This is a genomic window from Citrobacter sp. wls619 (assembly GCF_005281345.1).
Lineage (GTDB): Bacteria > Pseudomonadota > Gammaproteobacteria > Enterobacterales > Enterobacteriaceae > Citrobacter.
In genome coordinates this window covers 118,587-143,089 of the sequence record NZ_SZXJ01000027.1, presented here as the reverse complement: position 1 = coordinate 143,089, position 24,503 = coordinate 118,587, and the positions used below count along the sequence as shown (strand labels likewise).

At 47.3% G+C, this 24,503-nt stretch carries 25 protein-coding genes; 13 read left to right on the top strand and 12 right to left on the bottom strand.

Annotated elements, in window-relative coordinates; all coding sequences use genetic code 11:
- Window positions 1-172 precede the first annotated feature (172 nt).
- Both FDX19_RS03430 and FDX19_RS03425 read right to left on the bottom strand, forming a co-directional pair.
- Window positions 173-955, bottom strand: a complete 783-nt coding sequence (locus FDX19_RS03430; RefSeq protein WP_137381608.1) for a helix-turn-helix domain-containing protein — start codon at window positions 953-955, stop codon at window positions 173-175.
- Between the two features lie 15 nt (window positions 956-970).
- Window positions 971-1,345 (bottom strand): hypothetical protein, encoded by a 375-nt coding sequence (locus tag FDX19_RS03425; RefSeq protein WP_137381607.1) that lies wholly within the window; start codon window positions 1,343-1,345, stop codon window positions 971-973.
- Between the two features lie 245 nt (window positions 1,346-1,590).
- Between FDX19_RS03425 and FDX19_RS03420 the strand changes: the two genes are divergently transcribed.
- The 6 genes from FDX19_RS03420 (at window position 1,591) to FDX19_RS03395 (ending at window position 5,549) form a co-directional block, all read left to right on the top strand.
- Window positions 1,591-2,868: a PrgH/EprH family type III secretion apparatus protein gene (locus tag FDX19_RS03420; RefSeq protein ID WP_137381606.1), complete on the top strand. Its 1,278-nt coding sequence runs from the start codon at window positions 1,591-1,593 to the stop codon at window positions 2,866-2,868.
- A gap of 26 nt (window positions 2,869-2,894) precedes the next feature.
- Entirely contained in the window at window positions 2,895-3,182 is a 288-nt protein-coding gene (sctF, locus tag FDX19_RS03415) for a type III secretion system needle filament subunit SctF (protein ID WP_137381605.1), read from the top strand.
- Between the two features lie 78 nt (window positions 3,183-3,260).
- A complete protein-coding gene (gene sctI / locus FDX19_RS03410; RefSeq protein WP_305764229.1) occupies window positions 3,261-3,572 on the top strand; it encodes a type III secretion system inner rod subunit SctI in 312 nt (103 codons plus the stop codon).
- Complete coding sequence (sctJ, locus tag FDX19_RS03405; protein WP_137381603.1) at window positions 3,569-4,300, top strand: type III secretion system inner membrane ring lipoprotein SctJ; 732 nt, start codon at window positions 3,569-3,571, stop codon at window positions 4,298-4,300. Before sctI ends, sctJ begins: the two co-directional genes overlap by 4 nt.
- 60 nt (window positions 4,301-4,360) lie before the next feature.
- Window positions 4,361-4,897: a hypothetical protein gene (locus FDX19_RS03400; RefSeq protein WP_137381602.1), complete on the top strand. Its 537-nt coding sequence runs from the start codon at window positions 4,361-4,363 to the stop codon at window positions 4,895-4,897.
- Window positions 4,890-5,549 carry a type III secretion protein HrpE gene (locus tag FDX19_RS03395; RefSeq protein WP_137381601.1) on the top strand — a complete coding sequence of 220 codons (660 nt, stop codon included), beginning with the start codon at window positions 4,890-4,892 and terminating at the stop codon, window positions 5,547-5,549. The genes FDX19_RS03400 and FDX19_RS03395 overlap by 8 nt, the downstream gene beginning before the upstream one ends.
- A 76-nt stretch (window positions 5,550-5,625) precedes the next feature.
- Here the strand turns inward: FDX19_RS03395 and FDX19_RS03390 are convergent, their stop codons facing one another.
- From FDX19_RS03390 to FDX19_RS03380, 3 genes are read right to left on the bottom strand one after another with little or no spacing between them, the layout of a single operon-like run.
- Window positions 5,626-6,522 (bottom strand): hypothetical protein, encoded by an 897-nt coding sequence (locus tag FDX19_RS03390; RefSeq protein WP_137381600.1) that lies wholly within the window; start codon window positions 6,520-6,522, stop codon window positions 5,626-5,628.
- A 26-nt stretch (window positions 6,523-6,548) separates the two neighbouring features.
- Window positions 6,549-8,348, bottom strand: coding sequence for a type III secretion system translocon subunit SctE (gene sctE, locus FDX19_RS03385; protein WP_137381599.1), 1,800 nt, complete (start codon window positions 8,346-8,348; stop codon window positions 6,549-6,551).
- Entirely contained in the window at window positions 8,329-8,862 is a 534-nt protein-coding gene (locus tag FDX19_RS03380; RefSeq protein ID WP_137381598.1) for a SycD/LcrH family type III secretion system chaperone, read from the bottom strand. The genes sctE and FDX19_RS03380 overlap by 20 nt, the downstream gene beginning before the upstream one ends.
- A 208-nt stretch (window positions 8,863-9,070) precedes the next feature.
- Here FDX19_RS03380 and FDX19_RS03375 point away from each other — a divergent pair, with 208 nt between their 5' ends.
- Entirely contained in the window at window positions 9,071-9,661 is a 591-nt protein-coding gene (locus tag FDX19_RS03375; protein ID WP_137381597.1) for a hypothetical protein, read from the top strand.
- 185 nt (window positions 9,662-9,846) lie between these two features.
- On the opposite strand, the gene htpX is transcribed toward FDX19_RS03375, so the two are convergent.
- The 4 genes from htpX to FDX19_RS03355 all read right to left on the bottom strand — a co-directional run bounded on the left by htpX (window position 9,847) and on the right by FDX19_RS03355 (window position 14,269).
- On the bottom strand, window positions 9,847-10,728 hold the full coding sequence (gene htpX, locus FDX19_RS03370; RefSeq protein WP_137363906.1) for a protease HtpX: 882 nt from the start codon (window positions 10,726-10,728) through the stop codon (window positions 9,847-9,849).
- A gap of 192 nt (window positions 10,729-10,920) precedes the next feature.
- Entirely contained in the window at window positions 10,921-12,969 is a 2,049-nt protein-coding gene (gene prc / locus FDX19_RS03365) for a carboxy terminal-processing peptidase (protein ID WP_137381596.1), read from the bottom strand.
- 19 nt (window positions 12,970-12,988) lie between these two features.
- Entirely contained in the window at window positions 12,989-13,675 is a 687-nt protein-coding gene (proQ, locus tag FDX19_RS03360) for an RNA chaperone ProQ (protein ID WP_137381595.1), read from the bottom strand.
- A gap of 96 nt (window positions 13,676-13,771) precedes the next feature.
- Window positions 13,772-14,269 carry a GAF domain-containing protein gene (locus FDX19_RS03355; RefSeq protein ID WP_048211393.1) on the bottom strand — a complete coding sequence of 166 codons (498 nt, stop codon included), beginning with the start codon at window positions 14,267-14,269 and terminating at the stop codon, window positions 13,772-13,774.
- 128 nt (window positions 14,270-14,397) lie between these two features.
- On the opposite strand from FDX19_RS03355, the gene yebS reads away from it, so the two are divergent.
- The 4 genes from yebS (at window position 14,398) to FDX19_RS03335 (ending at window position 20,121) form a co-directional block, all read left to right on the top strand.
- A complete protein-coding gene (yebS, locus tag FDX19_RS03350; protein ID WP_137381594.1) occupies window positions 14,398-15,681 on the top strand; it encodes a membrane integrity lipid transport subunit YebS in 1,284 nt (427 codons plus the stop codon).
- Entirely contained in the window at window positions 15,650-18,283 is a 2,634-nt protein-coding gene (locus FDX19_RS03345; protein WP_137381593.1) for a PqiB family protein, read from the top strand. Before yebS ends, FDX19_RS03345 begins: the two co-directional genes overlap by 32 nt.
- A gap of 79 nt (window positions 18,284-18,362) precedes the next feature.
- Entirely contained in the window at window positions 18,363-19,784 is a 1,422-nt protein-coding gene (gene rsmF, locus FDX19_RS03340; RefSeq protein WP_137381592.1) for a 16S rRNA (cytosine(1407)-C(5))-methyltransferase RsmF, read from the top strand.
- Between the two features lie 100 nt (window positions 19,785-19,884).
- Window positions 19,885-20,121, top strand: a complete 237-nt coding sequence (locus FDX19_RS03335) for a YebV family protein (RefSeq protein ID WP_101742234.1) — start codon at window positions 19,885-19,887, stop codon at window positions 20,119-20,121.
- Between the two features lie 27 nt (window positions 20,122-20,148).
- Here FDX19_RS03335 and FDX19_RS03330 read toward each other — a convergent pair whose 3' ends face one another.
- A complete protein-coding gene (locus tag FDX19_RS03330) occupies window positions 20,149-21,330 on the bottom strand; it encodes a nitrate/nitrite transporter (protein WP_137381591.1) in 1,182 nt (393 codons plus the stop codon).
- Between the two features lie 126 nt (window positions 21,331-21,456).
- Between FDX19_RS03330 and FDX19_RS03325 the strand changes: the two genes are divergently transcribed.
- Window positions 21,457-22,374 (top strand): LysR substrate-binding domain-containing protein, encoded by a 918-nt coding sequence (locus tag FDX19_RS03325; RefSeq protein WP_137381590.1) that lies wholly within the window; start codon window positions 21,457-21,459, stop codon window positions 22,372-22,374.
- Between the two features lie 71 nt (window positions 22,375-22,445).
- The gene (locus FDX19_RS03320) at window positions 22,446-22,637 is read left to right on the top strand and encodes a YebW family protein (RefSeq protein WP_005120744.1); all 192 of its coding nucleotides are present in this window, start codon (window positions 22,446-22,448) and stop codon (window positions 22,635-22,637) included.
- Here FDX19_RS03320 and pphA read toward each other — a convergent pair whose 3' ends face one another.
- Window positions 22,638-23,279, bottom strand: a complete 642-nt coding sequence (gene pphA / locus FDX19_RS03315; RefSeq protein WP_137381589.1) for a protein-serine/threonine phosphatase — start codon at window positions 23,277-23,279, stop codon at window positions 22,638-22,640.
- Between the two features lie 245 nt (window positions 23,280-23,524).
- Window positions 23,525-24,307, bottom strand: a complete 783-nt coding sequence (locus FDX19_RS03310) for an HNH endonuclease (protein WP_137381588.1) — start codon at window positions 24,305-24,307, stop codon at window positions 23,525-23,527.
- Between the last annotated feature and the right edge of the window lie 196 nt (window positions 24,308-24,503).

Sequence of the window (24,503 nt, the reverse complement as noted above, 5' to 3'; positions counted from 1 at the left end):
TTCCATATCCGATAATTCAAGTGGAAACAAACAAACCCAGCCATCATTAATACTAATTTTACACGCAAAAAATTGATTCAATTTCATCACTAACATTGACAGAACTGCATACTTATCAATAAAATACTCGTCGGTTAACAGGAACAACTCATACCGTTCAGAATGACAAACATCATAATTTTTCATTTATCTTCCTCAATGAGGACGGCGTCATACCGAAAGAGGATAAGATAACCTGGTTCAAATGAGACTGTGAGCTAAACCCATTACTCATTGCTATATGAGTAAGGCTTTCTTTTGTCTCCACAATGTCCAACATTGTTTTTGTCAATCGCCATGCCTGCATTCTGGTTTTTACTGTATCCCCGAAATATAATTGCGTTTTTTTCCTGAAATTCGAGTATGACAAACCGTAACGTTCACTCAAGTTAGTAACATTACCTATATCATTATTAATATAATTTTCTATAAGATAGTTGGCGATCATATAAGACTCTTGCTGTCGTATAAATTCGCATAATGAGATAAAATCGAGATTATCAATTCTTCGGATGTATCTAATAATAAATAATTGTTCTAGTTCTGAATATCTTAAGCATACATTGCCATTATGCTTATTTTGAGCATCAGAATTCCTGTTCGTATTTACGTCAGAGTAAGCCTGATACGCAGCATCAAGAAATGCAAGCAGTTCAGAAAAATACCCTATATTTACAGTACCCGTTAAAATCCGTGACTGCTGATGAAAATCTCTGATCTGGCGGCCATAGACTAAATGCTGTGAAAATCTTCCCTGTTCGCCAATCTTCCAGATAAGGTTTTCACACCACACATTCTTATGGCAAAGATCAGTTTTATTTTCAGTGCTTAGTGAAACACATAGCATAAATTTTTCAGATAACTGCCTACGACTGAGGTTATTCCCTGAATACCATTTAATTCCTTTAACATTCATGGCCTACATCCGTTTTTATTCAGAACTCTGGTTGGCAGAAATTGTCATACTTCCGCTATCGCTAGCATCAGCCATCATTGCTACGGCGTCCGTTACACAGATATTTAAGAAATGTTCCAGATTTTGGTCAGCACTATTGATCGTCAAGGTTTTTGACTGAAGATTCCACTGAATTTCGGCATCTGCATGTCGAGTTTCGGCAAGATACTGCGTTGCACAGTACACAAGTTGTTGCCTGAATAAACGCGTAGAATGCGTAATGTGTTCGTCAGGCACCAATGCGATACCTCTTTCTACCGGTTTTTTAACTGTACAGCCGAACAGTACGGTTGATAAAATCAACACAGTAATAAATGATAAATGCCTGTTATACATATAATGTTTATTCATAATTTAAATTCCCTTCCCTGGGAGCAAACTCATCTGCCATTTTGCTACTGAATACCCTTTTTATCACCAAGAGCCTTAGCTTTCTGCATAGGCTAATGTCTTTCATAAAAATATCACATAAATTTTTATTTATTTTTTCCATTTTCTTTTTGGCTGAATAAATAAATAAATGTTTATTTTTTTCATTTTTTTTATCCCTTAGACTGCTTATCAGCATAGTAACCTTGTTGTTGTACGGGATTTTTATGGAAGAGAATTCGCAGCGTGTAGGTATGGATTGCCTGCCCCACTATGTCATGAAGGTGCTTTCTGGCTCGATGTATGGAGTAGACATTCCATTACCTCACAGCGAAAACGTGCATGTCTACTTCATGTCTCAGGAACAGCTATTAACTGCGGAACAGAGTGAACAACAGTCTATTTTTAGCAGCATCAACACTGTTGTTGTCCCGGCCCCTGCAGAGCAGAGTACCTGCTTTCTGTTGTCGTTCATAACCTCTGCTGAAAGTGATACCGTGACTGTATCTTGCCAGCTACTGTCACTTGCCGGAGAAGACCTCCTTTCTTCGGAAAATGGCAGAGAGACTTCAGAGCGTGTTTTAAGCCTGAACAGCCCAGTTAAGATTGGCCTGATAACTATTGCCTTAAAAATCAAGGACGAATCCTGGAATCAGGACGTTGTAAATTATTCCACTGAGGCATTTTCTGATCTGCATCAGGATAATAGTATTGCCGATATTTCAGTTACTAAAGTATCAACCGATAATTCATATTTTCGTCGCCAACTTTATTGGCTGATTTTTCTCAGCACCGTAATCCTTGTTGTAGCCGCCGCTTCTTTCATCGGTTATTACGCTAAGGTGGACAATAGTGCGTCAGTACTGTCTTTATTGTCTCCTGTTGAACCTGATATTGTTAAGCTTAAGGATGGCAGTATTTATGTCATTGTGAAAAATGATACCGATGCCGGCTGGGGCTGGCAGGAACTTAATAAAAGCAATATTAATGCAGAAAAAATTCATATCGTATCTCTTGAATCTGCTCGCCTTGATCTCTCGGCAATGCTCCATGAGTTGAAGCTCCCATTCCATAAAATTGAGCTCACTGATGCTTCAGCTTTAACAATAATGTTTAGTACCGAACGTTGTACTAATGATACGTGCAGCAAGCCATTTAACGCTTTGATTAGTAAAAATTACCCGTGGGTAAAAAATACAATTATTAGTTCATCTTCCGATCAAGAAATTATTGCATCTGCTAAACGCAAACTCAACGAATTAGGATTTCAGTTTACAACAGACATTACGACTTTAAGAGCGAGTTTTATTATTCATGGTGTTATCGAGAGAGAACAGTACTCTGTTATCCAGAATTCGATAGACAGTTTTAAACAAAATTATGGCAGTGAATATATTCAGTTTGATTTTGGGCTGGACGAACCAGGGTTACGGCCGTTGACCTATCGGAACGGTGATGACAGTTATGCCATCATATCTGATTACCACTGGCTTTATCCCTATTAAATTTAATGGAATAAGAGGAAATTAGAATGGTTACGTTTAATAATATCTCACATGATGCAAGTACTGTTCCTAACGCAGAGTTTGGTACGGGATACATTAGCAATATGGCTTTAGGATTTGAGCAAGGTACACAAGACCTTAGAACAGCGCTGGATGATGCATTAACGACTTTACAAAAAGATCCGAGTAACCCCGCTAATCTGGCAGCATACCAGTCTGCATTATCTGAGTATACTCTTTACAAAAATGCGCAATCGAACGTTGTTAAATCTTTCCGTGATATTGACCAGGGTATTATTGCTAACTTTAAATAAAAATGATGTGCGGCAAGGTAGGTCCGCTGCTTTTGCCGCTATCGATTTATCCTACGGACAGGGAGTACTAACGTGAGCATGTCTATTACTCATATATCACCACAATCATTACAGACAGCAACTTTTTCAGAATCCCAACCCTCTTTAGTCACGGGTGATTTGATTGATCTGGATACGCGATTAGCTGAAGAAGTTTCCAGACTGGCAGCAGGTACCCAGGTTGAGAAAGACAGAATTACCGCCGCATTGAATAACCCAGCTGTCACTTCCGACCCAGAACAACTTGCAATATGGCAAAACAAGCTGAGCGCTTATACTATAGACACCAGTTTATATAGCACGCTGGCTCGTAAGGGTGTTTCCGCAATCGAAACATTAATAAAAACATGATAAAATCATTTAATATAAAGACTATGCTGTTGCTACTTGTCTTTCTACTTTGCGGATGTAATGAAAAATTAGCTGACCAACTATCTGAAAGGCAAGCTAACGAAATCATTACACTTCTGGAGTCGAATAACATCGATGCCTTCAAGGTTGACAGTGGCAAAGGAAAATATTCCATTCAGGTTTCCTCAGAAAGTCTGGCTGCAGCGACGGTATTACTGACTGCTTATAACCTTCCCTCCGCTGATGATATTGAGATATCGCAACAATTTCCTGCGGACGCTATGGTGTCGACCCCCCTTGGTGAAAAAGCACGGCTGATCTCAGCTATTGAACAGAGACTCGGTCAGTCACTACAAGAACTGGAGCATATTACCAGCGCCAGAGTGCATTTGAGTTATCCTGGTATTAGCCCTGAAAATAATGATTCATCTTCAATGGTGGCATCAGTATTGATAACCTATCAGGGAACAATTGATGAGGCAGCATATACAGATAAGATACGCTTATTTATAAAGAACGGATTGCAGGATATGCACTATGAAAATATATCTGTGGTTATGTTCCGCCAAACCGCGCCACTTAAGTTAGTGAGTATCAAACCTTCACATCCGCTATGGGGATACACAGTTATCATTGTATCTTCAGTTCTACTATTATTACTGATTTTGCTCGGTGTGTTCTGGTCCCGTATATCTCAGCGTTTTTTTTCTAAGAAAGAGACAGAGTAATCAATCACAATATTTTTTATTAGCGACGATTTCTTTTCGTCGCTAATTATTGGATAAGCTATGAGTGAGATAATTATGCTTAGCAAAATTGTGCTAATGCCTGCTGACTGGGCGAATACTACCAGAGTAGCTAAATTGCGCAATGTGCCACGTACTGTTGTAAACAGACTTCTGTTGCCACAGAACACTATTGATATTGATCTATTGCAACTCTCTGAACAAAATATGTTTTTTATTTCTCGCTGGGATAAAATCTATAGTGCAGCGATGATGGCCGCATCTCGGCAACTTGCTCCTATGTTCTTACGGTTTCCCGCCGCCCTCACGCTTTTAACGGCCAAACAGCGCGCTTTCCTTTATATTCCCTGGTTTTCATCTTTACCTATAAATCTGGAATATCGCCAACCTGATCTCGCTATGCTTGAACAGTATGCATATACATTGTTGGTAAAGGCAATGCACGATCGATTTCCTCCTTCTCTTGTCCCTCTACTGGCATTATTTTTCTCTGATGAATGTCAAGAGCCTGAAATCCGAGATGACCAAATCTATTCTGATGAATACTTTCTTTTTTTGCAGGCCTTAGAATATGCTTAGACAAATCTCACTTCCGAAGCAGTATCCTTTGCCAGATACCCCGCTTATCAAAGCGAAATGGCTGAATTCAGCGACGAGTGCATCCCGACTTGAGCAACTTTCCAGAAAACATGCGCAACATATTCTGCGTGATGCAAGAAATGAGGCTGATGAATTGCGTTCTCTTGCCTGGATAGAAGGTTATAGTGAGGGAATACAGAAAGCATCACAAACTGTAGTCGATTACGTCAGCAATATTGAATCTGCAACATCACAGTTGTTGCAACATTCGCAACAGCAACTGGAGAAACAGTTACAGCAATTATTTGCCAGTGAGGCCGGTATAGAAAATATACTCACACTGTTAGCTCATTATCTATCACGTGATGCTATTACAGACTACAAAGCTATCGTTTCATTCCCTGCTTATGCCATTCGCTCAGCCAAAGCCATCAGCGATAATTTTAAGCAGTCCGGAATTGATGTTGAACTTCGACCATGTCAGGCTGAAGAGTTACGTGTAGAATATGGACAGGAAATATGGTGCTGTGATTTTCAGCGTCAACCCTCACAGCTAGCTAAATTGGCTATTGCCGCGTCTTTTGCGACATTGAATATTGCTGAACGTCTTAAAGAATACCGCCAGCAGGCAGTAGAATCGGTTTCGGAATAAGCGATTAAGATATTTTATTTTTAAGTGCATATAAAGGCCCGAAACATATCGGGCCTTTATACATATGAATGAGCAATCAGGCTTTCAGATTGCTACTGACTGTAGAAACCAGATCTGCTGACGAGTGGCGTACATCAGCCATCAGAGAAAGAAGGCTACTCATCACTTGTGCCGCTTTTTGCGCTGTTTCTTTACTCATCTCCATAGTTTGGTCCATCATTTTGCTGCTTGCCTGCAGGGTTGTCTGCTCGGCTTCAGAATTTTTCGTCGCCATACCAAACGAGCCTTGTTCTCCTTCAGAAGCAGCTCGACCCAGCGTATTTGCCGCTTGTCCGTAGGTATTAGCATCCCCAGCCTTGCCTCCGTACTTTGCAGCGTCCGCCTTGAGATTCATCTTCGCCACGTAGCTCTCACCCTCAACATGGCTCTTCATCACGTTGCTCTGCCTGACACTATTTTTTGCGCCACTCACACCATAACCAATCGCCACTGACGCACCGGCTGCCTGAGTCAAACCACTTGTAATCCCCGACGACAGTGCCATCACCCCCTGCTGACGTAATTCATCTGCCGCAGCATTGGTGAAATCCTGGCTAATTACGCCGAGATCACCGGACATCTTATATCCCGCCACTGAGGATTCATTTTCTGACTCAATCATGGCAATCAAGAGGGTCAACAGCGAACTGGCTTTCGGCATTGATACCGTTACCACATTGCCTGTGCTGGTATCGCTGCTGCCTATACCACTATACAACTGGCTAAGAAGTTGCTGAGCCTCTTTACGTACTGCAGCTTTGTCTTCTTTAGTCTCGTCCGCACCTTTGTAGCCATCGCCAACCAATTTCACTAACGCCTGATACGCCTGCGTATCTTTCACGTTCCGCGTAGTTTCCGTCAGAACAATATCCGTATTATCACTCGCATTAAGATATACATTGCCTGTAGCCACTGAATTAACCGATCCAACCATAATACTTATCTCCTTTTCTATTACAATTATGCACGGGTATGTGCCAGAATTTGTTTACCCACCTGCATAGACATACCCGATGCTTCCGTTTCATTTTTAATGATCGCATTCATAGTTTTCATCGTCGCACTGTAGTTTTCCACGATCATATCCATAAATCTTTTGACAAAATCATTATCTTTCATGATCTCCAAAAGACTGGCAGAAATATTATCGCGCTGTTGTTCATAAACACCGCTGGTGATTGAATAAGAGGCATTGTTAATTCCACTGGCAGCTTGCGAAGTTCTGAATAAAATTTCAGTTCCCATTTTTGCAAAGCGTCCAAAACCTGACGTTCCATAGTTTGAAAGACCTCTTAATATAGAGTTTGCTATATTGCTTGCGAATTTATTACCCAGAAATTTTGCGCCCCCCCCCAACGCTGCCATAGCTGCCATCATCCCTATGAACAAAGTTATTGATGCAAGAATAGAAGCAACAAGCTCATTGGCGCCCATAGCTTCAAACATTTTAGCAATTCCGCTCACAACGGCATTCATCGCTTTCGCCATAAAGGACTCACCCGTTACCGCTTGCGTAACCTGATCCGCTATCATGAGGGTGGCACTAGCAATAAATAAAATTGCCATCGCGCCGCCGGTGAATAGTGCAGAAATAGCACCAGCAACCATCATCAGAGCACCAATAGCTTTACCGAGAGCACCAAAAATTTTATTCATTCGTTCTTGTTTTTTCGCGACTTTGTCTGCTTTTTCGGTTTCTTTTTCTAGTTCAGCCTGTTTGGCTGACTGCTGACTTTTTGCCAGTTCCATATTCGTCTTTAAGGTTTCTTCGTTACATTTACCTAAAATAGTCACTAACTGTGCCATCAGAAGGTCAACTGAATTAATCCCACCGTTATCACTGGCGTTGTTAACTTTACTGGTGTTGTTCATGTTCTGAACGTTAGCCGTCAGGGTGTTTAAACGATCCTTCGCCGCTGCTAACGTCTGATTTGCCGCCACCAGCACTTGCTGCTTTTGCTCCATATTTACGGTGGCAGAATTTACCGCCTCTTGCGCATTGTCTTTGGTATTCAGCGCCGTTTGGTACTCCCCGGAAGCCTTATCCACAGCCTGTTGTGCTTTCTTCTCGCGGTCCAGGGCGTCGCTCAATTCATTGGGATCAATGGTAAAACCCTTGATCACCGTCTGATAAATCCTCTCAGCATCTTCTTTCGCGTCCGCAAGCTCGCTATTTGCAGACTTCAGCGTCTGATCGGCACTTTCCAGCGCCTTTTCAGCAGCAGTCAACGTGCTGTCAGCCTCTTCTTTCTCCCTGGTGGCCTCAATGTAATCTGAGTTTGCCTGTGTCACTGCCTGCTGTGCATTCTCAACATCTTGTGAAGCCTGATGAAGTGCAGCGGAGGATCCTTTCCCCATCAACTGTGTCGCCGTAGCGCGAAACAGCTGCCCAACTACAGCTGAATCCCCCAGTTTTACCGCTAACGTGGCCAAAACAACGGCGAGGGAATAGGTCGATGATTGTTCGCTCCCTCCCGACATCGCACTATTGGTCTCACCTGACTGCGATTCAGCTTGCAGGGATGATCGCAGCGTCACACTTTCAGGGGAACGCAAAGTCGGTTTCCATGATTCACTGGTCATGGCTAATTTCTCTGCGCGCGTAACCAATTTTTCCTGGACAATTTTCTGTGCCGCATTTGCGTCGCTGCTACTGGTTGAACTAGTGTCATTTTTCGCGGTAGTGATTCTTTCGACATCACCTTCACTGGTTATCTGCTGGGTAACCAGCGAGACAGGCTTATTTGTTATTCCGTACATGGTTATGATCCTCATCACTGTCGTTAATCTTTGTTAGCGCTTTAAGATACACTTCGGCACGTTTGACCAGCTCAGGATCCTTTTCGTCAGCCACGACCTCTTCAAATGCATCGCGTGCTTTCGAGTAGTTATGCAAGTGCATATAGCACTGCCCTGCTTCAAAAATGGCGCGCAAATTGTCATCATCAAGCGCATAGGCAATTGCATAGATATCCAGCGCATGCTTATAGTCCTGCTTTAGCTGATAAACGGCGGCCAGGCCAAATGCGTAATCAGGATTATAGAAGTCATACATCATTAAAAATTTAAAAAAGTGCTCCGCTTTTTCAATTTCTCCTTTTTGGTAATACTCGTATGCACAGGCGTAAAAACCGTTCATCAGGCTATCTGGAATGCCATACAGCTGTTTGCGGGTAGCGCCAGACTCAAATAAATCTTCAATAAACTGTTCGCGATTCTCTTCAGAAATCTTGCTGAGAAGATCCTCCATCAACACATCATTTTCATTGTCCATAATAAATCCAGATCCATATAAATAACAGATGATTGTTATCCTATAATTATCACCGTATTCATTGTCGAAATAAATAAATAAAAATTTAGAAGATTAGCACTCAGGTTGCACAATAAAGAAATCGAAGCACTTTTTGAAAGAAATCCACCAACCATGATGCCATCATAGTGATGAAGAGTTGTCTTACTTATTCCATAACCGGAGATATATGAATATGAAAGTCAGTTTGCACAACATGAAAATTGGTTTTGAAAATAGATTCGACGTACAAAAAGCCAAAGGACACAATGGTTTTAGTTCTGTCCTTAGCGCTGTTCGCAACGCCCATCACGATGGCAAAGCGTTTGCTAATCTAAATTCTCAATTCAATAACATCCGTGAGTCGCTGATTACTTTATTGGTAGATGCTGATGCGTCTCACCAATTTATTTCAGAATGCGATGTTTTTTTTGCTAGCTCTGCTAACTATGATACTGATGCTAAACGAATAGCTATAACGGGGTGGTTAAAAAATGAACAGACAAATCTAGAAGTTTTAGGGGATAGGGTCAACGAGGCACAGCTAAATCTGCATAGGGCTAGAACCGAATTTGATACTATAGATATAGATTTCTCAGAAAAACTTCAGAACAAATTAACCGATTCATTGATGAATAGCAGAAATATTATAGCTACTCAACAAACAGAGCTGATTACCGCCCAGGATAAGTTAACGATCGACGGATTTAGACTTCAATATCCGAACGATCCTGAATCAGTAAAAGAGGCATTTAGAGAATATAAAATGTTAGGTAACTAAAAAACATTCTTCTGCAATACTCAATATTAAAGATCTGAAAGCAGACTACAGGGGACGTTGGGCCAAGCTTTAATGGACAGTTTTAGCACCGACCAGTAAGTAAAGAGGTTCAGTGACTTCACGGTCGCCACACCGTAACAACAATCTAAAGAGCCGCATCGCGGCTCTTTATCAGTTCAGGCAGCTTACTTCAGGTATTCACCGCTGCGCAGCGCTTCAATACGCTTATCCAACGGCGGGTGAGTCATAAACAGCTCACTCAATGATTTGGATTTACCGTTGATGCAGAACGCCATCATGCTGGTCGCCTCCTGCGGCTCATAGCTGGTTTTCAGACGCTGCAATGCGGCAATCATTTTCTCACGCCCCACCAGTTTTGCAGAACCGGCATCCGCATGGAATTCACGATGACGTGAGAACCACATGGTAATAATGCTCGCCAGAATACCAAATACCAGCTCCAGCACCGTCGCCACCGCAAAATAGATTAATGGGTTACCGTTACTTTCCTCTCCTTCATCGCGGTTCCCGCCCATAAAACCAGCGGCAATTTGCGCAAGAATACGCGAAATGAAGATAACAAAGGTGTTCACTACCCCCTGAATCAGCGTCATGGTCACCATATCGCCATTGGCAATGTGGCTAATTTCATGCGCAATAACAGCTTCAGCTTCATCCGGGCTCATGTTTTGCAGCAGGCCAGTACTGACCGCTACCAGCGAAGCATCCCGTCGTGCGCCGGTAGCAAATGCGTTAATATCTGGCGCATGGTAGATGGCAACCTGCGGCATAGCGATACCGGCCTGACGGGCCTGATTCGCGACTGTATTCATCAGCCAGCGTTCTCTTTCATTGCGAGGCTGTTCGATCACTTCCCCGCCAACGGACTTTAACGCCATCCATTTGGACATCAGCAGCGAAATGAAGGAACCACCAAAACCAAACAGCAGTGCCATGATCAACAAGCCTTGAACGCTGCTTGACTGAATCCCTGTCAGGCTCAATACCAGCCCGAAAACGACCATCACAGCCAGGTTCGTCAGCAGGAAGAGCGCGATTCGCATCATAATTTTCTTTTAACCTCAATTTAACAAAACGCACTATGCGATTACCCATATCGTATGGGTCTTACGGCTATTTTCAAGCATCCATAGGTGCTAAGTCACCAGAAAGACACAACTTTACATTTTATCGTATCAGACTGACGTCTTCATGCGTTTGTTAAAAAAACAGGCACAATTTCTTGTGCCTGTTTGAGGTTATTGCGTAGTTGCGGGCTGTTCCGCTGGCTTGTCTTTTTCAAGATGCGCCAGGTCGAGCGCAATTTTTACTGTTTCATCCAGGTACGGATCGGGTTCCTGGTAATCCTTCGGCAGATCGTCCAGTTTCTTCAGCGGCGGTTTACCTTCACGCTTAAATCGATCGTTAATACGCGCCAGACGCATTGCATCATCTTCGTTATTCTCTTTTTCACGCTGAGCGTAATTGAGAGAAGCGATGTTGCGCTTATCCTTCATCGCATTGAAACGCGCAATGTCCTTCATGATGTACTGGAACTCAGGATCGTTGGCAATACGTGCATTGTGCTCTTTCAGCAATTCCGGTCCAAACGGCGCCAGGTTATCGGACCTGGTGTAGGTTGCAGCATCAATGCTGTCCCACGGCAGCGCGTTATCTTCGAACTTCTCACCGGTTTCGGTTTCTTCATTACCTGTCGGCATGATGATGTCCGGCGTTACGCCCTTACGCTGCGTACTGCCACCATTAACGCGGTAGAACTTCTGAATGGTGTACTGAACAGAACCCAGTGCCGGCCATTCCGGACGCAGCATCTGATCGTAAATACGGTTCAGGGAGCGATACTGTTGTACGGTGCCCTTACCAAACGTCGGTTCACCAACAATCAGTGCACGACCGTAATCCTGCATTGCCGCGGCAAAAATCTCTGATGCCGAGGCACTGAAGCGGTCAACCAGCACCACCAGCGGGCCTTTGTAGTACACAACGCCATCGGTATCACTGTCTTCGCGCACCTTGCCGTTGTTATCACGAACCTGAACCACCGGACCAGAAGGGATAAACAGACCGGAAAGCGAGACCGCTTCGGTCAGTGCTCCCCCCCCGTTGGTACGCAGATCGATAATCACGCTGCTGACATTCTGTTTTTCCAGTTTCTGCAGCTGAACTTTCACGTCATCCGTCAGGCCAACATAGAAACCAGGAATATCCAGTACGCCGACTTTTTCTTTGCCTACGGTTTTCACCGACATTTTAACGGCACGGTCTTCCAGACGAATACGCTCACGCGTCAGCGTAACGGTACGTGTCTTGGTGCCCTTACCCGCAGGCAGGATCTCAAGGCGAACTTTGCTGCCTTTTGGTCCTTTGATCAGCGCGACAACGTCATCCAGGCGCCAGCCAATCACATCGACCATGCCTTTACCGGTCTGACCGACGCCAACAATACGATCGCCTACGCTTATCGCTTTGCTCTTGGCTGCCGGGCCACCTGCAACCATGGAATTAATGACGGTGTAGTCATCATCCATTTGCAGAACCGCGCCAATACCTTCCAGAGACAGGCTCATTTCAGTATTGAACTGCTCAGTATTACGTGGAGACAGGTAGTTAGTATGTGGATCGATTTCGCGTGCAAACGCGGTCATCGCCAGTGAGAACACATCTTCACTGTTTGTCTGCGCCAGACGGCGGATGGCGAATTTGTAACGACGTGTCAGTGTTTCACGGATTTCAGCGTCGGTTTTACCCGTCAACTTCAGGCTGAGTTCGTCAAATTTAACCTTGCCGTCCCACAGCGCATTTAGCTCTGCTTCGCTTTTCGGCCACGGAGCTTTACTCCGATCGAGGTTAAAGTTGTCGCTACCGGTGAAATCCATTGGACGAGCCAGTACGCTTAATGCGTACTGGTAGCGTTCAAACCGGCGCTTCTGCGCCAGATTATAGAGATCGTAAAAGACATCGAGCTTACCCGAACGCAGTTCATCACCGAGGACGGTTTTCTTTTTGGCAAACTGCTCAATATCGCTCGCCAACAGCACGTTATGGCTGTAGTCGAGCAGATTCAGATAGCGGTCAAAAATTTTCGCCGAAAACGCCTGATCCAGATCGAACTGGCGATAATGTGAACGCGTAAAGCGTGATGTCACACGTTCACTCACCGTCGCATGCTGGGTTTCTTCCTTTAAAACGGGGATTTGATCGGCACGCGTGATGTCTTCCACAGCGAGTGCCTGGCCTGCAAATGCAAGCAGACCAGCTAACGCAGTAAGCCTAAAAAAAGTGTTCATGCCAGGCCTGGCCTCCGTTTCAGAACACCAGGTGTTCTGCGCGTACAATCAAAGACATACCCGAATTCAGCTGTACACGGACGCCATCTTTGGTGATTTCTAATACGGTGGCATCCATCGCATTATTACCTGCTTTCACCTTCAGAGACTGCCCTACCGTCAGCACTGAAATATCAGATACTGGGGTATGCTGTTCTTCACGAGGAGCACGCGGTGCTTTTGCCACTGGTTTTTCAGCGCGAGGTTTACGCTCAGCACTTTCTTTACGACGCGGTGCAGGACGCGGCTTGCGCTCACGACGCGGTGCGTCTTCTTTTTCACCAGCAGCGGCCGCCGCTTCGCGTTTTTTCGCCTGTTGCTCTGCACGTTGCGCCTGAACGCGGGCTTTAGCTTCTTCAAGCTGTTTACGCGCATGTTCAACGTGTTGCTCATCCAGCTCACCACATGGGTTGCCGTCGAGGTCGACACGCGTTGCGCCCAGCTTAACGCCGTACAGATAACGCCAGCTTGAAGTATAGAGACGTAAGGCCGAACGGAGCTGTGTTTTACTGAGGTTCATTTCGCCCTCAACACGCTCTACCAAATCCTGAAAAATGCCAATTTTCAGCGGGCGCGCTTCGCCTTCCGCACTAAAACACTGCGGGAAGCGTTCGGCCAGAAACGCGATGACTTCTTTACTGCTATTCAACTTAGGTTGATTTTCCATGAAATTTCCTGATTACAACGGACGTAGCCAACAAGCGCAGGCATGAACAGGCGTCATTATAATGACGTCATCAGTAATTGCTACGTTATCCGTTGATTATCCTGCGACGGTCGCAAAGAATTTTTTGTAATCCGTCGTTGCAAGCACGGTTTCAAGCTGTGCCACAAGCGTCCGCAGACCCTGTTCATCTTCTTCAGTAAAGCGACCAAACGCCGTGCTATCAATGTCCAGCACGCCGATAATTTGGTTCTCAACCGTAATCGGCAGAACGATTTCCGCATTGCTGGCGGCATCGCAAGCGATATGGCCATCAAAGGCATGCACGTCCTCTATACGCTGAACCTGGTTCTGCGCCACTGCAGTACCGCACACGCCACGCCCTACCGGGATGCGAACGCAGGCAATTTTCCCCTGGAAGGGACCGAGCACCAGCGTAGTGTTCTCAAGCAGGTAAAAACCCGCCCAGTTCACTTCTGCAAGACGTTCGTACAATAACGCGCTGGTATTCGCCAACGTTGCCAGAAAACTGGTTTCACCTGCCATTAATGCCTGAAAATCACGGTTCAGATCCGTGTATAGCTCTATTTTGTTCATTATGTAATCACTTAGTTGTCTTACTTAAAACTGCAGCCTACTAAAATAAACATTAAATGCGTAAATGCTCAAGATCATTCCCATCATGGGTTAAGATAACATTACTTCAACACTTTGATTCGCGATACATGGCCCTTACTCATCCACGCATCACGCCGACTAAAAAAATAGCGATCAGGTCCATTGGTGAAGCGCTACCCCGTGCGCATTACCAACGATGCCCTGAATGTGACCTGCTGTTTAGCTTGCCGAAAATGCGTTCGCACCAAAGTGCATTCTGCCCACGCTGTCAGGCCAAAATTCGTGACGGCCGTGACTGGTCGTTAACGCGACTGGCGGCAATGGCTATCACCATGCTGTTACTGATGCCCTTTGCGTGGGGAGAGCCGCTGCTGCACATCTATTTATTAGGCATACGCATTGACGCGAATGTAGTACAGGGCATCTGGCAGATGACCCGGCAAGGCGATCCGCTGACAGCATCCTTTGTGATGTTTTGCGTCATTGGCGCTCCCGTAATACTCGTGTCATCAATCGCTTATCTGTGGTTTGGCAATATTCTCGGCATGAACCTACGCCCGGTATTATTGATGCTGGAAAGGCTTAAAGAGTGGGTCATGCTGGATATCTATCTTGTCGGTATCGGCGTCGCCTCTATCAAAGTGCAGGACTACGCTTTTCTGCTGCCCGGAGTGGGACTCTATGCCTTTATCGCACTGGTGATCCTGAGCATTTTGACGCTGTCGCATCTCAATGTTGAGCAATTGTGGGAACGCTTTTACCCACAAAGTCCCGCACGTCGCCCAGACGGACAGCTTCGTGTTTGCCTCGGCTGTCACTTTACAGGTTATCCTGATGCCCGAGGCCGCTGTCCCCGTTGCCATATTCCATTACGCTGGCGCAGAAATCAGAGCATCCAAAAGTGCTGGGCAGCTCTGTTGGCCTCGATTGTCCTGTTGCTGCCTGCTAATCTGCTGCCTATCTCGGTAATTTACGTTAACGGTGCCCGTCAGGAAGACACAATTCTGACCGGCATCATGTCCCTGGCGAACAGCAACGTTGGTGTAGCAGCCATTGTTTTTATCGCCAGTATCCTGGTGCCCTTCACCAAAGTGATAGTGATGTTTACGTTGTTGTTCAGTATCCAGTTTAAATGTGAACAAGGGTTGCGCACCCGCATCCTGCTACTCCGTATGGTGACCTGGATTGGTCGCTGGTCGATGCTGGACCTGTTTGTTATCGCGTTAACCATGTCGCTGATAAATCGCGATCAGATACTTGCTTTTACTATGGGACCGGCTGCGTTTTATTTCGGTGCAGCGGTAATATTGACTATTCTTGCAGTGGAATGGCTGGACAGCCGCTTACTTTGGGATGCACATGAGTCAGGAAACGCCCGCTTCGCAGACTGAAGCGCAGATTAAAACAAAACGCCGTATCTCCCCGTTCTGGCTGCTACCGTTCATCGCGCTGATGATCGCAGGATGGCTTATCTGGGGAAGCTATGAAGATCGCGGCAATACCGTGACCATCGACTTTATGTCTGCTGACGGCATTGTGCCAGGCCGTACTCCCGTTCGTTATCAGGGCGTTGAAGTGGGCACGGTGCAGGATATCAACCTCAGCAAAGATCTACGCAAAATTGAAGTCCGCGTCAGCATCAAATCGAGCATGAAAGATGCTCTGCGCAAAGATACCCAGTTCTGGCTGGTCACGCCGAAGGCGTCGCTGGCTGGGGTTTCTGGTCTGGATGCGTTGGTTGGCGGCAACTATATCGGCATGATGCCCGGTACTGGCGAGGCCGAGGATCATTTCGTCGCCCTCGACACCCAGCCCAAGTATCGTCTGGATAATGGCGATTTAATGCTGCATCTGCGCGCCCCTGATCTCGGCTCGCTTAATAGCGGTTCGCTGGTTTATTTCCGTAAGATTCCGGTGGGCAGGGTTTATGACTACACCATCAACCCGAACCATCAGGGCGTAACCATCGATGTATTGATTGAACGTCGCTTCACCAATCTGGTGAAAAAAGGCAGCCGCTTCTGGAACGTCTCCGGTGTGAATGCCGATGTCAGCCTTAGCGGTGCGAAGGTAAAACTGGAAAGCCTGGCCGCGCTGGTCAACGGTGCCATTGCTTTTGATTCACCCGAAGACTCAAAACCTGCTGCGGCAGACGACACGTTTGGTCTATATCAGGATCTCGCGCACAGCCAGCGTGGAGTAATCGTCAAGCTTGATTTACCCAGCGGAAATGGACTTAAAGCAGGCTCAACATCGCTGATGTATCAAGGATTAGAAGTCGGTCAGCTCACAAAACTGGATTTAAACCCAGGCGGTAAAGTCACCGGCGAAATGACGGTCGATCCCAGCGTCGTAACGCTACTGCGTGACAACACACGAATTGAGTTACACAGCCCTAAATTATCGTTAAGCGATGTGAATCTCAGTTCGCTGCTGACAGGTAAAACTTTCGAGCTGGTACCCGGCGAAGGCGAGCCGCGTAACCAGTTCGTCGTTATTCCCGCTGAGAAGTCGTTGTTACACGACCCAGGCGTCATGACGTTTACGCTGACCGCGCCGGAGAGTTACGGTATTGATGCTGGCCAGCCGCTAATTCTTCACGGCGTACAGGTCGGTCAGGTGATTGAGCGTACGCTTTCCAGCAAAGGCGTCTCATTTACCGTTGCTGTTGAACCACAGCATCGTGACCTGGTGCAAGGTGACAGTAAGTTCGTGGTTAACAGCCGCGTGGATGTCAAAGTCGGACTTGATGGCGTGGAGTTCCTTGGCGCCAGTGCCAGTGAGTGGCTCAGCGGCGGCATTCGTATTTTGCCCGGTACTAAGGGCGAAATGAAAAAAAGCTACCCGCTTTACGCTAACCTGGAGAAAGCGATTGAAAACAGTCTGAGCGATCTGCCAACCACTACGGTCAGCCTGAGCGCCGAAACGCTACCTGATGTGCAGGCTGGTTCGGTGGTGCTTTACCGCAAATTCGAGGTCGGTGAAGTGATTAGCGTTCGTCCTCGCGCCGATGCGTTTGATATCGATCTGCATATCAAACCGGAATATCGCAACCTGTTGACCAGCAACAGCGTGTTCTGGGCCGAAGGCGGAGCAAAAGTTCAGCTTAACGGCAGCGGTCTGACCGTACAGGCCTCTCCCCTGTCGCGGGCGCTAAAAGGGGCGATTAGCTTCGATAATTTAAGCGGTGCCAGCGCCAGCCAACGTAAAGGCGACAAGCGTATTTTGTACGCCTCAGAGACCGCTGCACGTGCGGTAGGTGGACAGATTACGCTGCACGCATTTGACGCCGGAAAACTCTCCGCAGGGATGCCAATTCGCTACCTGGGGATTGATATTGGTCAGATCCAGACCCTTGAACTGCTCACCGCCCGTAACGAAGTTCAGGCAAAAGCAGTTCTGTACCCGGAATACGTGCAGACCTTCGCGCGAAGCGGTACCCGTTTCTCCGTGATCACCCCGCAAATTTCGGCAGCGGGCGTGGAGCATCTGGATACAATCCTGCAGCCGTATATCAACGTTGAACCAGGACGCGGTAATCCGCGCCGTGATTTTGAGCTGCAGGAAGCCACCATTACCGACTCTCGTTACCTCGATGGTCTGAGTATTGTGGTTGAAGCACCAGAAGCAGGTTCGCTGAATATCGGAACCCCGGTTTTGTTCAGAGGTATTGAAGTGGGGACCGTCACCGGGCTGACGCTGGGCTCGCTTTCCGATCGTGTGATGGTTGCCATGCGCATTAGCCAACGCTATCAGCATCTGGTACGCAACAACTCCGTGTTCTGGCTGGCATCTGGCTACAATCTTGATTTCGGCCTGACCGGCGGTGTCGTGAAGACAGGTACCTTCAATCAGTTCATTCGCGGCGGTATCGCGTTTGCCACCCCACCAGGTACGCCACTGGCACCGAAAGCGCAGGCGGGTAAACACTTCCTGCTGCTGGAGAGTGAACCGAAAGAATGGCGTCAATGGGGAACCGCCCTGCCACGTTAACCTCTCCACTTGCTCCGGCGTACTCGCGCCGGAGCACTTATGCTACACTGCGCACTTGTTTTTTTGCCGGTGGTACCAAGTGGCTTATTTTCCTGACGCCTTTCTGACACAAATGCGTGAAGCAATGCCTTCCACGCTCTCTTTTGACGATTTTCTCGCAGCCTGCCAGCGCCCATTACGCCGCAGTATCCGCATCAATACGCTGAAAATCTCCGTTGCTGATTTTCTCGACTTAACCGCGCCTTATGGCTGGTCACTCACTCCGGTTCCCTGGTGTGCTGAAGGCTTTTGGATTGAGCGCAACGATGAAGAATCTGTACCGCTCGGCAGTACTGCTGAACATTTAAGCGGACTGTTTTATATTCAGGAAGCCAGTTCAATGTTGCCTGTTGCTGCGTTATTTGCCGATGGCAATATGCCGGAGAGGGTGATGGATGTTGCCGCCGCGCCAGGCTCCAAAACTACGCAAATTGCTGCCAAAATGAATAATCAGGGTGCAATTCTGGCGAATGAATTTTCTGCCAGCCGCGTCAAAGTTCTGCATGCCAATATCAGTCGTTGCGGGATTGCGAACGTTGCACTCACTCATTTTGATGGCCGCGTGTTTGGTGCCGCGTTGCCAGAAACGTTCGATGCCATTCTCCTGGACGCTCCGTGTTCAGGCGAAGGCGTCGTGCGTAAAGATCCCGATGCATTAAAAAACTGGTCCATCGAAAGCAATCTGGACATTGCTGTTACCCAGCGCGAGCTGCTTGATAGTGCCTTCCACGCCCTACGTCCCGGCGGCACATTAGTTTATTCCACCTGCACACTTAACCGTGATGAAAATGAATCCATCATGCAGTGGCTGATAGAGACTTACCCGGACGCCGTCGAGTTTCTGCCACTGGGTGATTTATTTCCGGAGGCCGGACGCGCCCTGACACCGGAGGGATTCCTGCACGTCTTCCCGCAAATTTATGACTGTGAAGGATTCTTTGTCGCGCGTTTGCGAAAAACTGCCCCTATCCCTGCCCTGCCCGCGCCGAAATATAAGGTGGGAAATTTCCCCTTCAGCCCGCTGAAAAGCCGTGAAGCCGAACAAATCACCCAGGCCGCTACCGCCAGTGGATTGCACTGGCAAGACAATCTGCGCCTTTGGCAGCGTGATAAAGAAATTTGGTTATTCCCGACCGATATTGAACCGCTAATTGGTAAAGTTCGTTTTTCCCGCCTCGGGATTAAGCTCGCTGAAACCCACAATAAGGGTTATCGCTGGCAGCATGAGGCGGTTATCGCCCTTGCTAACCCAGAACATCGCAATGCGTTTGAACTGACGCTCGAAGAAGCGGAAGAGTGGTATCGCGGCAGAGATGTCTACCCACAAACCTCACCAACAACCGACGATGTACTGGTCACGTTCCAGCGTCAGCCGATTGGACTGGCAAAACGTATTGGTTCACGGTTGAAGAACAGTTATCCACGCGATCTTGTCCGGGATGGAAAACTCTTTACAGGATAACGCACGTTTTTACTGGCGCTTTTGCTCACGTTGACTACGCTGAAAAATGGGCGGCTTAACTGGTCGTACCACAACCTGCAAATCAACGGAGAGCACGATGATGAAAACCAGTGTGCGCATTGGCGCTTTTGAAATCGACGACGCCGAGTTACATGGCGAATCGCCGGGGGACCGAACGTTAACCATTCCTTGTAAATCCGATCCGGATTTATGCATGCAACTGGACGCCTGGGATGCCGATACCAGCGTCCCGGCCCTTCTCAATGGAGAACATTCCGTTCTATTCCGCGAGCACTACGATCGTAAGTCAGATGCCTGGGTCATGCGTTTTGCCTGATTCAAAAAGAACCCGTCGCCAGACGGGTTATTTATTGGCGTTAAAACAATTGACTCTAAGTACGCAGGCACAGAAGAAAGCGATGGTTCCCCCCGCAGCCAGCACACTATAAGCGAGTTCCCAGCTTTGCGTTGAATCCATCACTACACCAAATGATAACGGCGCAAGAGACCCCACGCCAAATCCAAGCAGCGACCGCAATCCCATCACACTCCCCAGCTTTGCCTGCGGCACATTATCGGCAATCGCGGCAGATAAAACGCCTGAATCGCCAAGAATGAAGAAACTTCCCATAAACGCAAATAGCAACGTCCACCCCGCCCCCCAGGAAACCGATAATCCCATCAGGAGTGAACTCAACGCGCCGGCAGCGCCCATAAAAATCAACACCGATGCGCGATTAAAATAATCGGAGATTGCCCCTACAATCAGCGTCGAGAACATCCCCGATAAATGCACAGCACAGGCGACGATCAACCCGGTGGCCATCGGTTCCATCTGCCAGGCTTGCAGCGCATTCGCCACCAGGCTGGGGGTCCATGCCCAGCTCCCCAGTAGCTCCCAGCAATGCGCAATATAACCCACCATCAGCAGTATTGCGCCGACCGACAGAGCGTGGCGCTTTGCCGATACCCCCGGCGTCTGCGTCCTGAGCATGTCTTCCTGATAGCCGGATAACGCCACTGAACCGGATACCGCGCCAATCAATGCGCCTGCAGCACATAAATAGAATGCAAAGGACGCTCCCCAGCGCAATGCTCCCCAAGCGGAGATAAATACTGACAGCAGGTAGCCAAACGAACCTGCGGCCAGGATCATCCCAACGGCAAGTCCACGTTTGGACACACTGTTCATACCCATCGCCAACATCATCGCTGGCGTGTAGGCCCCACCCTGGGTCAATCCGACAAAGGCCATCAAGACCAGAGCGGAAGAGTAAGAGCGGGCAAAACAGGCAAAAAACAATAAAGCGAGCACACCGAACCACGAGAAAATGAGATACACCTTGCGCGCCCCCAGATAGTCACACAGCCAGGAGGCAGCAAATAAGGCGCAGGCGTTTGCAATACTAAATACCGTCTGTACTGTTCCCGCAGCGGCGGCGTCGATATGCCACTCATCGCGTATTACCGGAAGTGCACCAGCAAAAGCCATTGTCCCCAGACATGTCCCCGCCCGGCCAAGGCAAAACAAATTGAATGCTTTCACTAAAATTGCCTGCAGAAAAAGTGGATATCAATAATGAACCAGAGCGTTGCTGGCCATGTTATGAGCAAGGGGAAGACGCTGACAAACGATCTTTATTGCGTCCATTGGTTGAGTTAGACTCAACCAATGACACGATTACTCTCACTCCCCCATTTGCCGGCATTCGAAGCTGCTGCACGCAGAAGCAGCTTCAGTGCGGCTGCTGATGAACTGTTTATCACCACAGGAGCAGTCAGCCGACACATCCGCACACTGGAAGAACAACTGGGCGTACAACTGTTTTATCGTGCACACAAATCTGTCAGGCTGACGAGTGCCGGTGAGACCTTTTCCCGCGTCGCAACGCGGTTACTCGGTGAACTTGCACAGGCAGAAAAAGAGGTCCGCGCTAACACCTTTTCGGGAAGATTAACCATCCAGTGCTTACCCACATTCGCCATGCACTGGCTAATGCCAAGACTGGCTGAGCTGAATGAAATCCACCCTGAACTCACCGTCGATGTCACCACCAGCATCGGTCCCGTTAGCTTTGCTTCTCCCTTTGATATCGCTATTCGCCGGGATCCGGCGCATTTTTCCGGGCTTAAACCTGTTCCATTTCTTCACGAATCAAGCCTGCTGGTTTGTAGCCAGCAGTATCTGCACAGCCGACCTCTGGTCTCGCCAGCTCAGCTGAACGATCATATAAAAATTCAAATTCGTGCGCGTAACGATCTCTGGAAACGTTGGTATAACCATTTCCCGAATGATCATCATGAAAATAGCCAGATTATCACGCTGGATCATACGTTCGCGGCAATGCAGGCGGCTGAAGATGGCTTGGGTTTGGTCGTAATGCCCTATTTATTCTGTGAAAAACATCTGAAAACAGGAAGGCTGGTTGCGCCATTTGGCGATTTGACTATCGATACCGGAACCTATTCTCTGCTGTGGAACGACAGGCAAGATGAGGCCGTAAGAAAATTTACCCACTGGTTGCAATCTTTTGAACTACCCGCTGAAACATCCCTGCCCTTCACGAGTGAGCACACGGTGACGCGTTAACGTATTTCTCCCCGCCCCTTCACTGCAATTTCTTCTACACTATTGATACGGCAATATAATTTGAGGATGGAATGTTCACGCTGATTCTATTTGTTTGCTACCTGGATGGCGGTTGTGAAGATATCGTGGTTGATGTCTACAATACGGAACAGCAGTGCCTAATTTCGATGGACGATCAGCGCATTCGCAACGGCGGATGCTTGCCGGCTGAAGACTATATCGACAGCTTCTGGCGTCCTGCTCAGGAATATAGTGATTTCTAATTATTGTAACTGCACCAACGTTAGCTCACCGCCAAATACCGCGCCGGTATCAATATAGTGCAGATTATCGCGATCAAGCCGATGGCGCAGAGGCGTATGGCCAAACCAAAAGTGATCTGCGCCATGAATTCCACTGCCTTTGTTCATTAATCGCGCACGGTCCCACAACACCCGTTGCAAATCGACTTCTTTTCGCCACAGATAATCATCATCCGGGTAATCGGCGTGAGCAATCACGTGTACGCCGTTCTGACAATGCAGTTCCAGAATCCACGGTAATTGCTGACAGGCTTCAAGAGCGAATCTTGCCGCAGGTTGTGCTGCCTGCGCAAACCACGAGCCCCCATTCATAAACCACAACTGCAGATCCCCCGTCACCAGCGCATCCAGCGCCATCTGCTCGTGGTTCCCCCTGACCGCCACGATCCAGTTTCGGCGAAGCAACTGTAAACAGCGCAGACTATCAGGCCCACGATCGGTAACATCGCCGACAGAAACCAGCAGATCGCGCCACGGATCAAACCGACACTGGCGCAGTTTATCCATCAGCATAGAAAAACAGCCGTGAAGATCCCCCACGACCCAGATGTGACGCCAGTTTGTTCCTTCTACCCTCTGGTAGACGTTGTCAGGCTGCCCCATATGACCTTCTGCACTCGGATATTCCCTGCCTATAACTTTAGCAATAGTGGTATGAGACGAGGAGAAAACCGCATACGACACGCGATGATTTGCGCAGGGTGCGATTTGACATCACGACAAACTCTCTGCCGTCGATGTCATGCCGCCCAGAATAACTATGCTGTTGATGCTGCCCACAAGTCGCCTTTGCGATAGGGCTTCTTCACTTTTTAATAGTGTTACTATTATTCTGCCTGGTTCATCCGTTATTTCACTGATATATCAACGGGTTTCAGTGGCTTCCTCAATTCAGTACCATGAAAATCTTTATATCGTGGTTCGAGACGGGCAGATTCTGAAAGAATAACGCTATTATCCCGAAAGCTCAGATGGTCACTATCAAATAACTTATGAAAATCAGCAGCAAGCGCGATGCCATTTTCTACACTCGGTAGGCCTTTATTGGCATGGCTAATTATGTGGCAAGCTTCAACTGCCAAAGTACTGCCGGTAATTGCGCATTTATTGCCCCAATTCAACATCACCGCTTTACGAAATTTTGCCTGCTCCCGGCGAATTTTAACCATGCGTAGACCGTCTTCCCTGCGAGCAGGCGTTCCTATTTGATAATCAGGTATTGCAATCAATAAACTGAGAACCGACACAATTTCTTCGCACAAAGGTGCTTCAAATGAAGCTCCCTGATGACAAAAATGTCGTTTAAAATTAGTCCACTCCTCTTTTCGCTTGCTGGGAGGGAGTTGTTCACCAACGAGCAATTCATCCAACGGAAGGAAAGTATCAAGAGTGGATAGGTCTTTCAGTTGAACTCGATATGGATAAACGTTGTTTGGGTCCACAAAAGTATCAATAATTTCGAACACGCCACACAACTGGAAGTCTCGCTTTCCAGAGAGTTTTTGAATCACAAAAAGGCGGTCACCAGGGGTCACTTGACGGGTTTTCCATTCCTGCCCAACCCCATACCCATTACTGTAGTCAAAATCTTTTGTATTTTTGGGTCCATGATAAGCATAGAAATATTTCATCTTTTATTCCTTTTGAAGAGCCAATAAAGAGTAATATCGACAATCCCGCGAGAAAACTTAACGTATAAATACGGTACAGTGGACTGTTATTTCATGCTGCAGGTGACCGTCAGCAGGAAAGCATGGTCTCACGACTTCGCGTTAGAAGAGAGAACACGCAGAGGATTTTGCTCAGAGATTGCTGGGGTATAAAAAT

Excerpts from the sequence above, each read along its gene's own strand:
- FDX19_RS03430 (WP_137381608.1), bottom strand. The coding sequence starts at position 955 with ATGAATGTTAAAGGAATTAAATGGTATTCAGGGAATAACCTCAGTCGT.
- FDX19_RS03425 (WP_137381607.1), bottom strand. The coding sequence starts at position 1,345 with ATGAATAAACATTATATGTATAACAGGCATTTATCATTTATTACTGTG.
- FDX19_RS03420 (WP_137381606.1), top strand. The coding sequence starts at position 1,591 with ATGGAAGAGAATTCGCAGCGTGTAGGTATGGATTGCCTGCCCCACTAT.
- sctF (WP_137381605.1), top strand. The coding sequence starts at position 2,895 with ATGGTTACGTTTAATAATATCTCACATGATGCAAGTACTGTTCCTAAC.
- sctI (WP_305764229.1), top strand. The coding sequence starts at position 3,261 with ATGTCTATTACTCATATATCACCACAATCATTACAGACAGCAACTTTT.
- sctJ (WP_137381603.1), top strand. The coding sequence starts at position 3,569 with ATGATAAAATCATTTAATATAAAGACTATGCTGTTGCTACTTGTCTTT.
- FDX19_RS03400 (WP_137381602.1), top strand. The coding sequence starts at position 4,361 with ATGAGTGAGATAATTATGCTTAGCAAAATTGTGCTAATGCCTGCTGAC.
- FDX19_RS03395 (WP_137381601.1), top strand. The coding sequence starts at position 4,890 with ATGCTTAGACAAATCTCACTTCCGAAGCAGTATCCTTTGCCAGATACC.
- FDX19_RS03390 (WP_137381600.1), bottom strand. The coding sequence starts at position 6,522 with ATGGTTGGATCGGTTAATTCAGTGGCTACAGGCAATGTATATCTTAAT.
- sctE (WP_137381599.1), bottom strand. The coding sequence starts at position 8,348 with ATGTACGGAATAACAAATAAGCCTGTCTCGCTGGTTACCCAGCAGATA.
- FDX19_RS03380 (WP_137381598.1), bottom strand. The coding sequence starts at position 8,862 with ATGGACAATGAAAATGATGTGTTGATGGAGGATCTTCTCAGCAAGATT.
- FDX19_RS03375 (WP_137381597.1), top strand. The coding sequence starts at position 9,071 with ATGAATATGAAAGTCAGTTTGCACAACATGAAAATTGGTTTTGAAAAT.
- htpX (WP_137363906.1), bottom strand. The coding sequence starts at position 10,728 with ATGATGCGAATCGCGCTCTTCCTGCTGACGAACCTGGCTGTGATGGTC.
- prc (WP_137381596.1), bottom strand. The coding sequence starts at position 12,969 with ATGAACACTTTTTTTAGGCTTACTGCGTTAGCTGGTCTGCTTGCATTT.
- proQ (WP_137381595.1), bottom strand. The coding sequence starts at position 13,675 with ATGGAAAATCAACCTAAGTTGAATAGCAGTAAAGAAGTCATCGCGTTT.
- FDX19_RS03355 (WP_048211393.1), bottom strand. The coding sequence starts at position 14,269 with ATGAACAAAATAGAGCTATACACGGATCTGAACCGTGATTTTCAGGCA.
- yebS (WP_137381594.1), top strand. The coding sequence starts at position 14,398 with ATGGCCCTTACTCATCCACGCATCACGCCGACTAAAAAAATAGCGATC.
- FDX19_RS03345 (WP_137381593.1), top strand. The coding sequence starts at position 15,650 with ATGAGTCAGGAAACGCCCGCTTCGCAGACTGAAGCGCAGATTAAAACA.
- FDX19_RS03335 (WP_101742234.1), top strand. The coding sequence starts at position 19,885 with ATGAAAACCAGTGTGCGCATTGGCGCTTTTGAAATCGACGACGCCGAG.
- FDX19_RS03325 (WP_137381590.1), top strand. The coding sequence starts at position 21,457 with ATGACACGATTACTCTCACTCCCCCATTTGCCGGCATTCGAAGCTGCT.
- FDX19_RS03320 (WP_005120744.1), top strand. The coding sequence starts at position 22,446 with ATGTTCACGCTGATTCTATTTGTTTGCTACCTGGATGGCGGTTGTGAA.
- pphA (WP_137381589.1), bottom strand. The coding sequence starts at position 23,279 with ATGGGGCAGCCTGACAACGTCTACCAGAGGGTAGAAGGAACAAACTGG.
- FDX19_RS03310 (WP_137381588.1), bottom strand. The coding sequence starts at position 24,307 with ATGAAATATTTCTATGCTTATCATGGACCCAAAAATACAAAAGATTTT.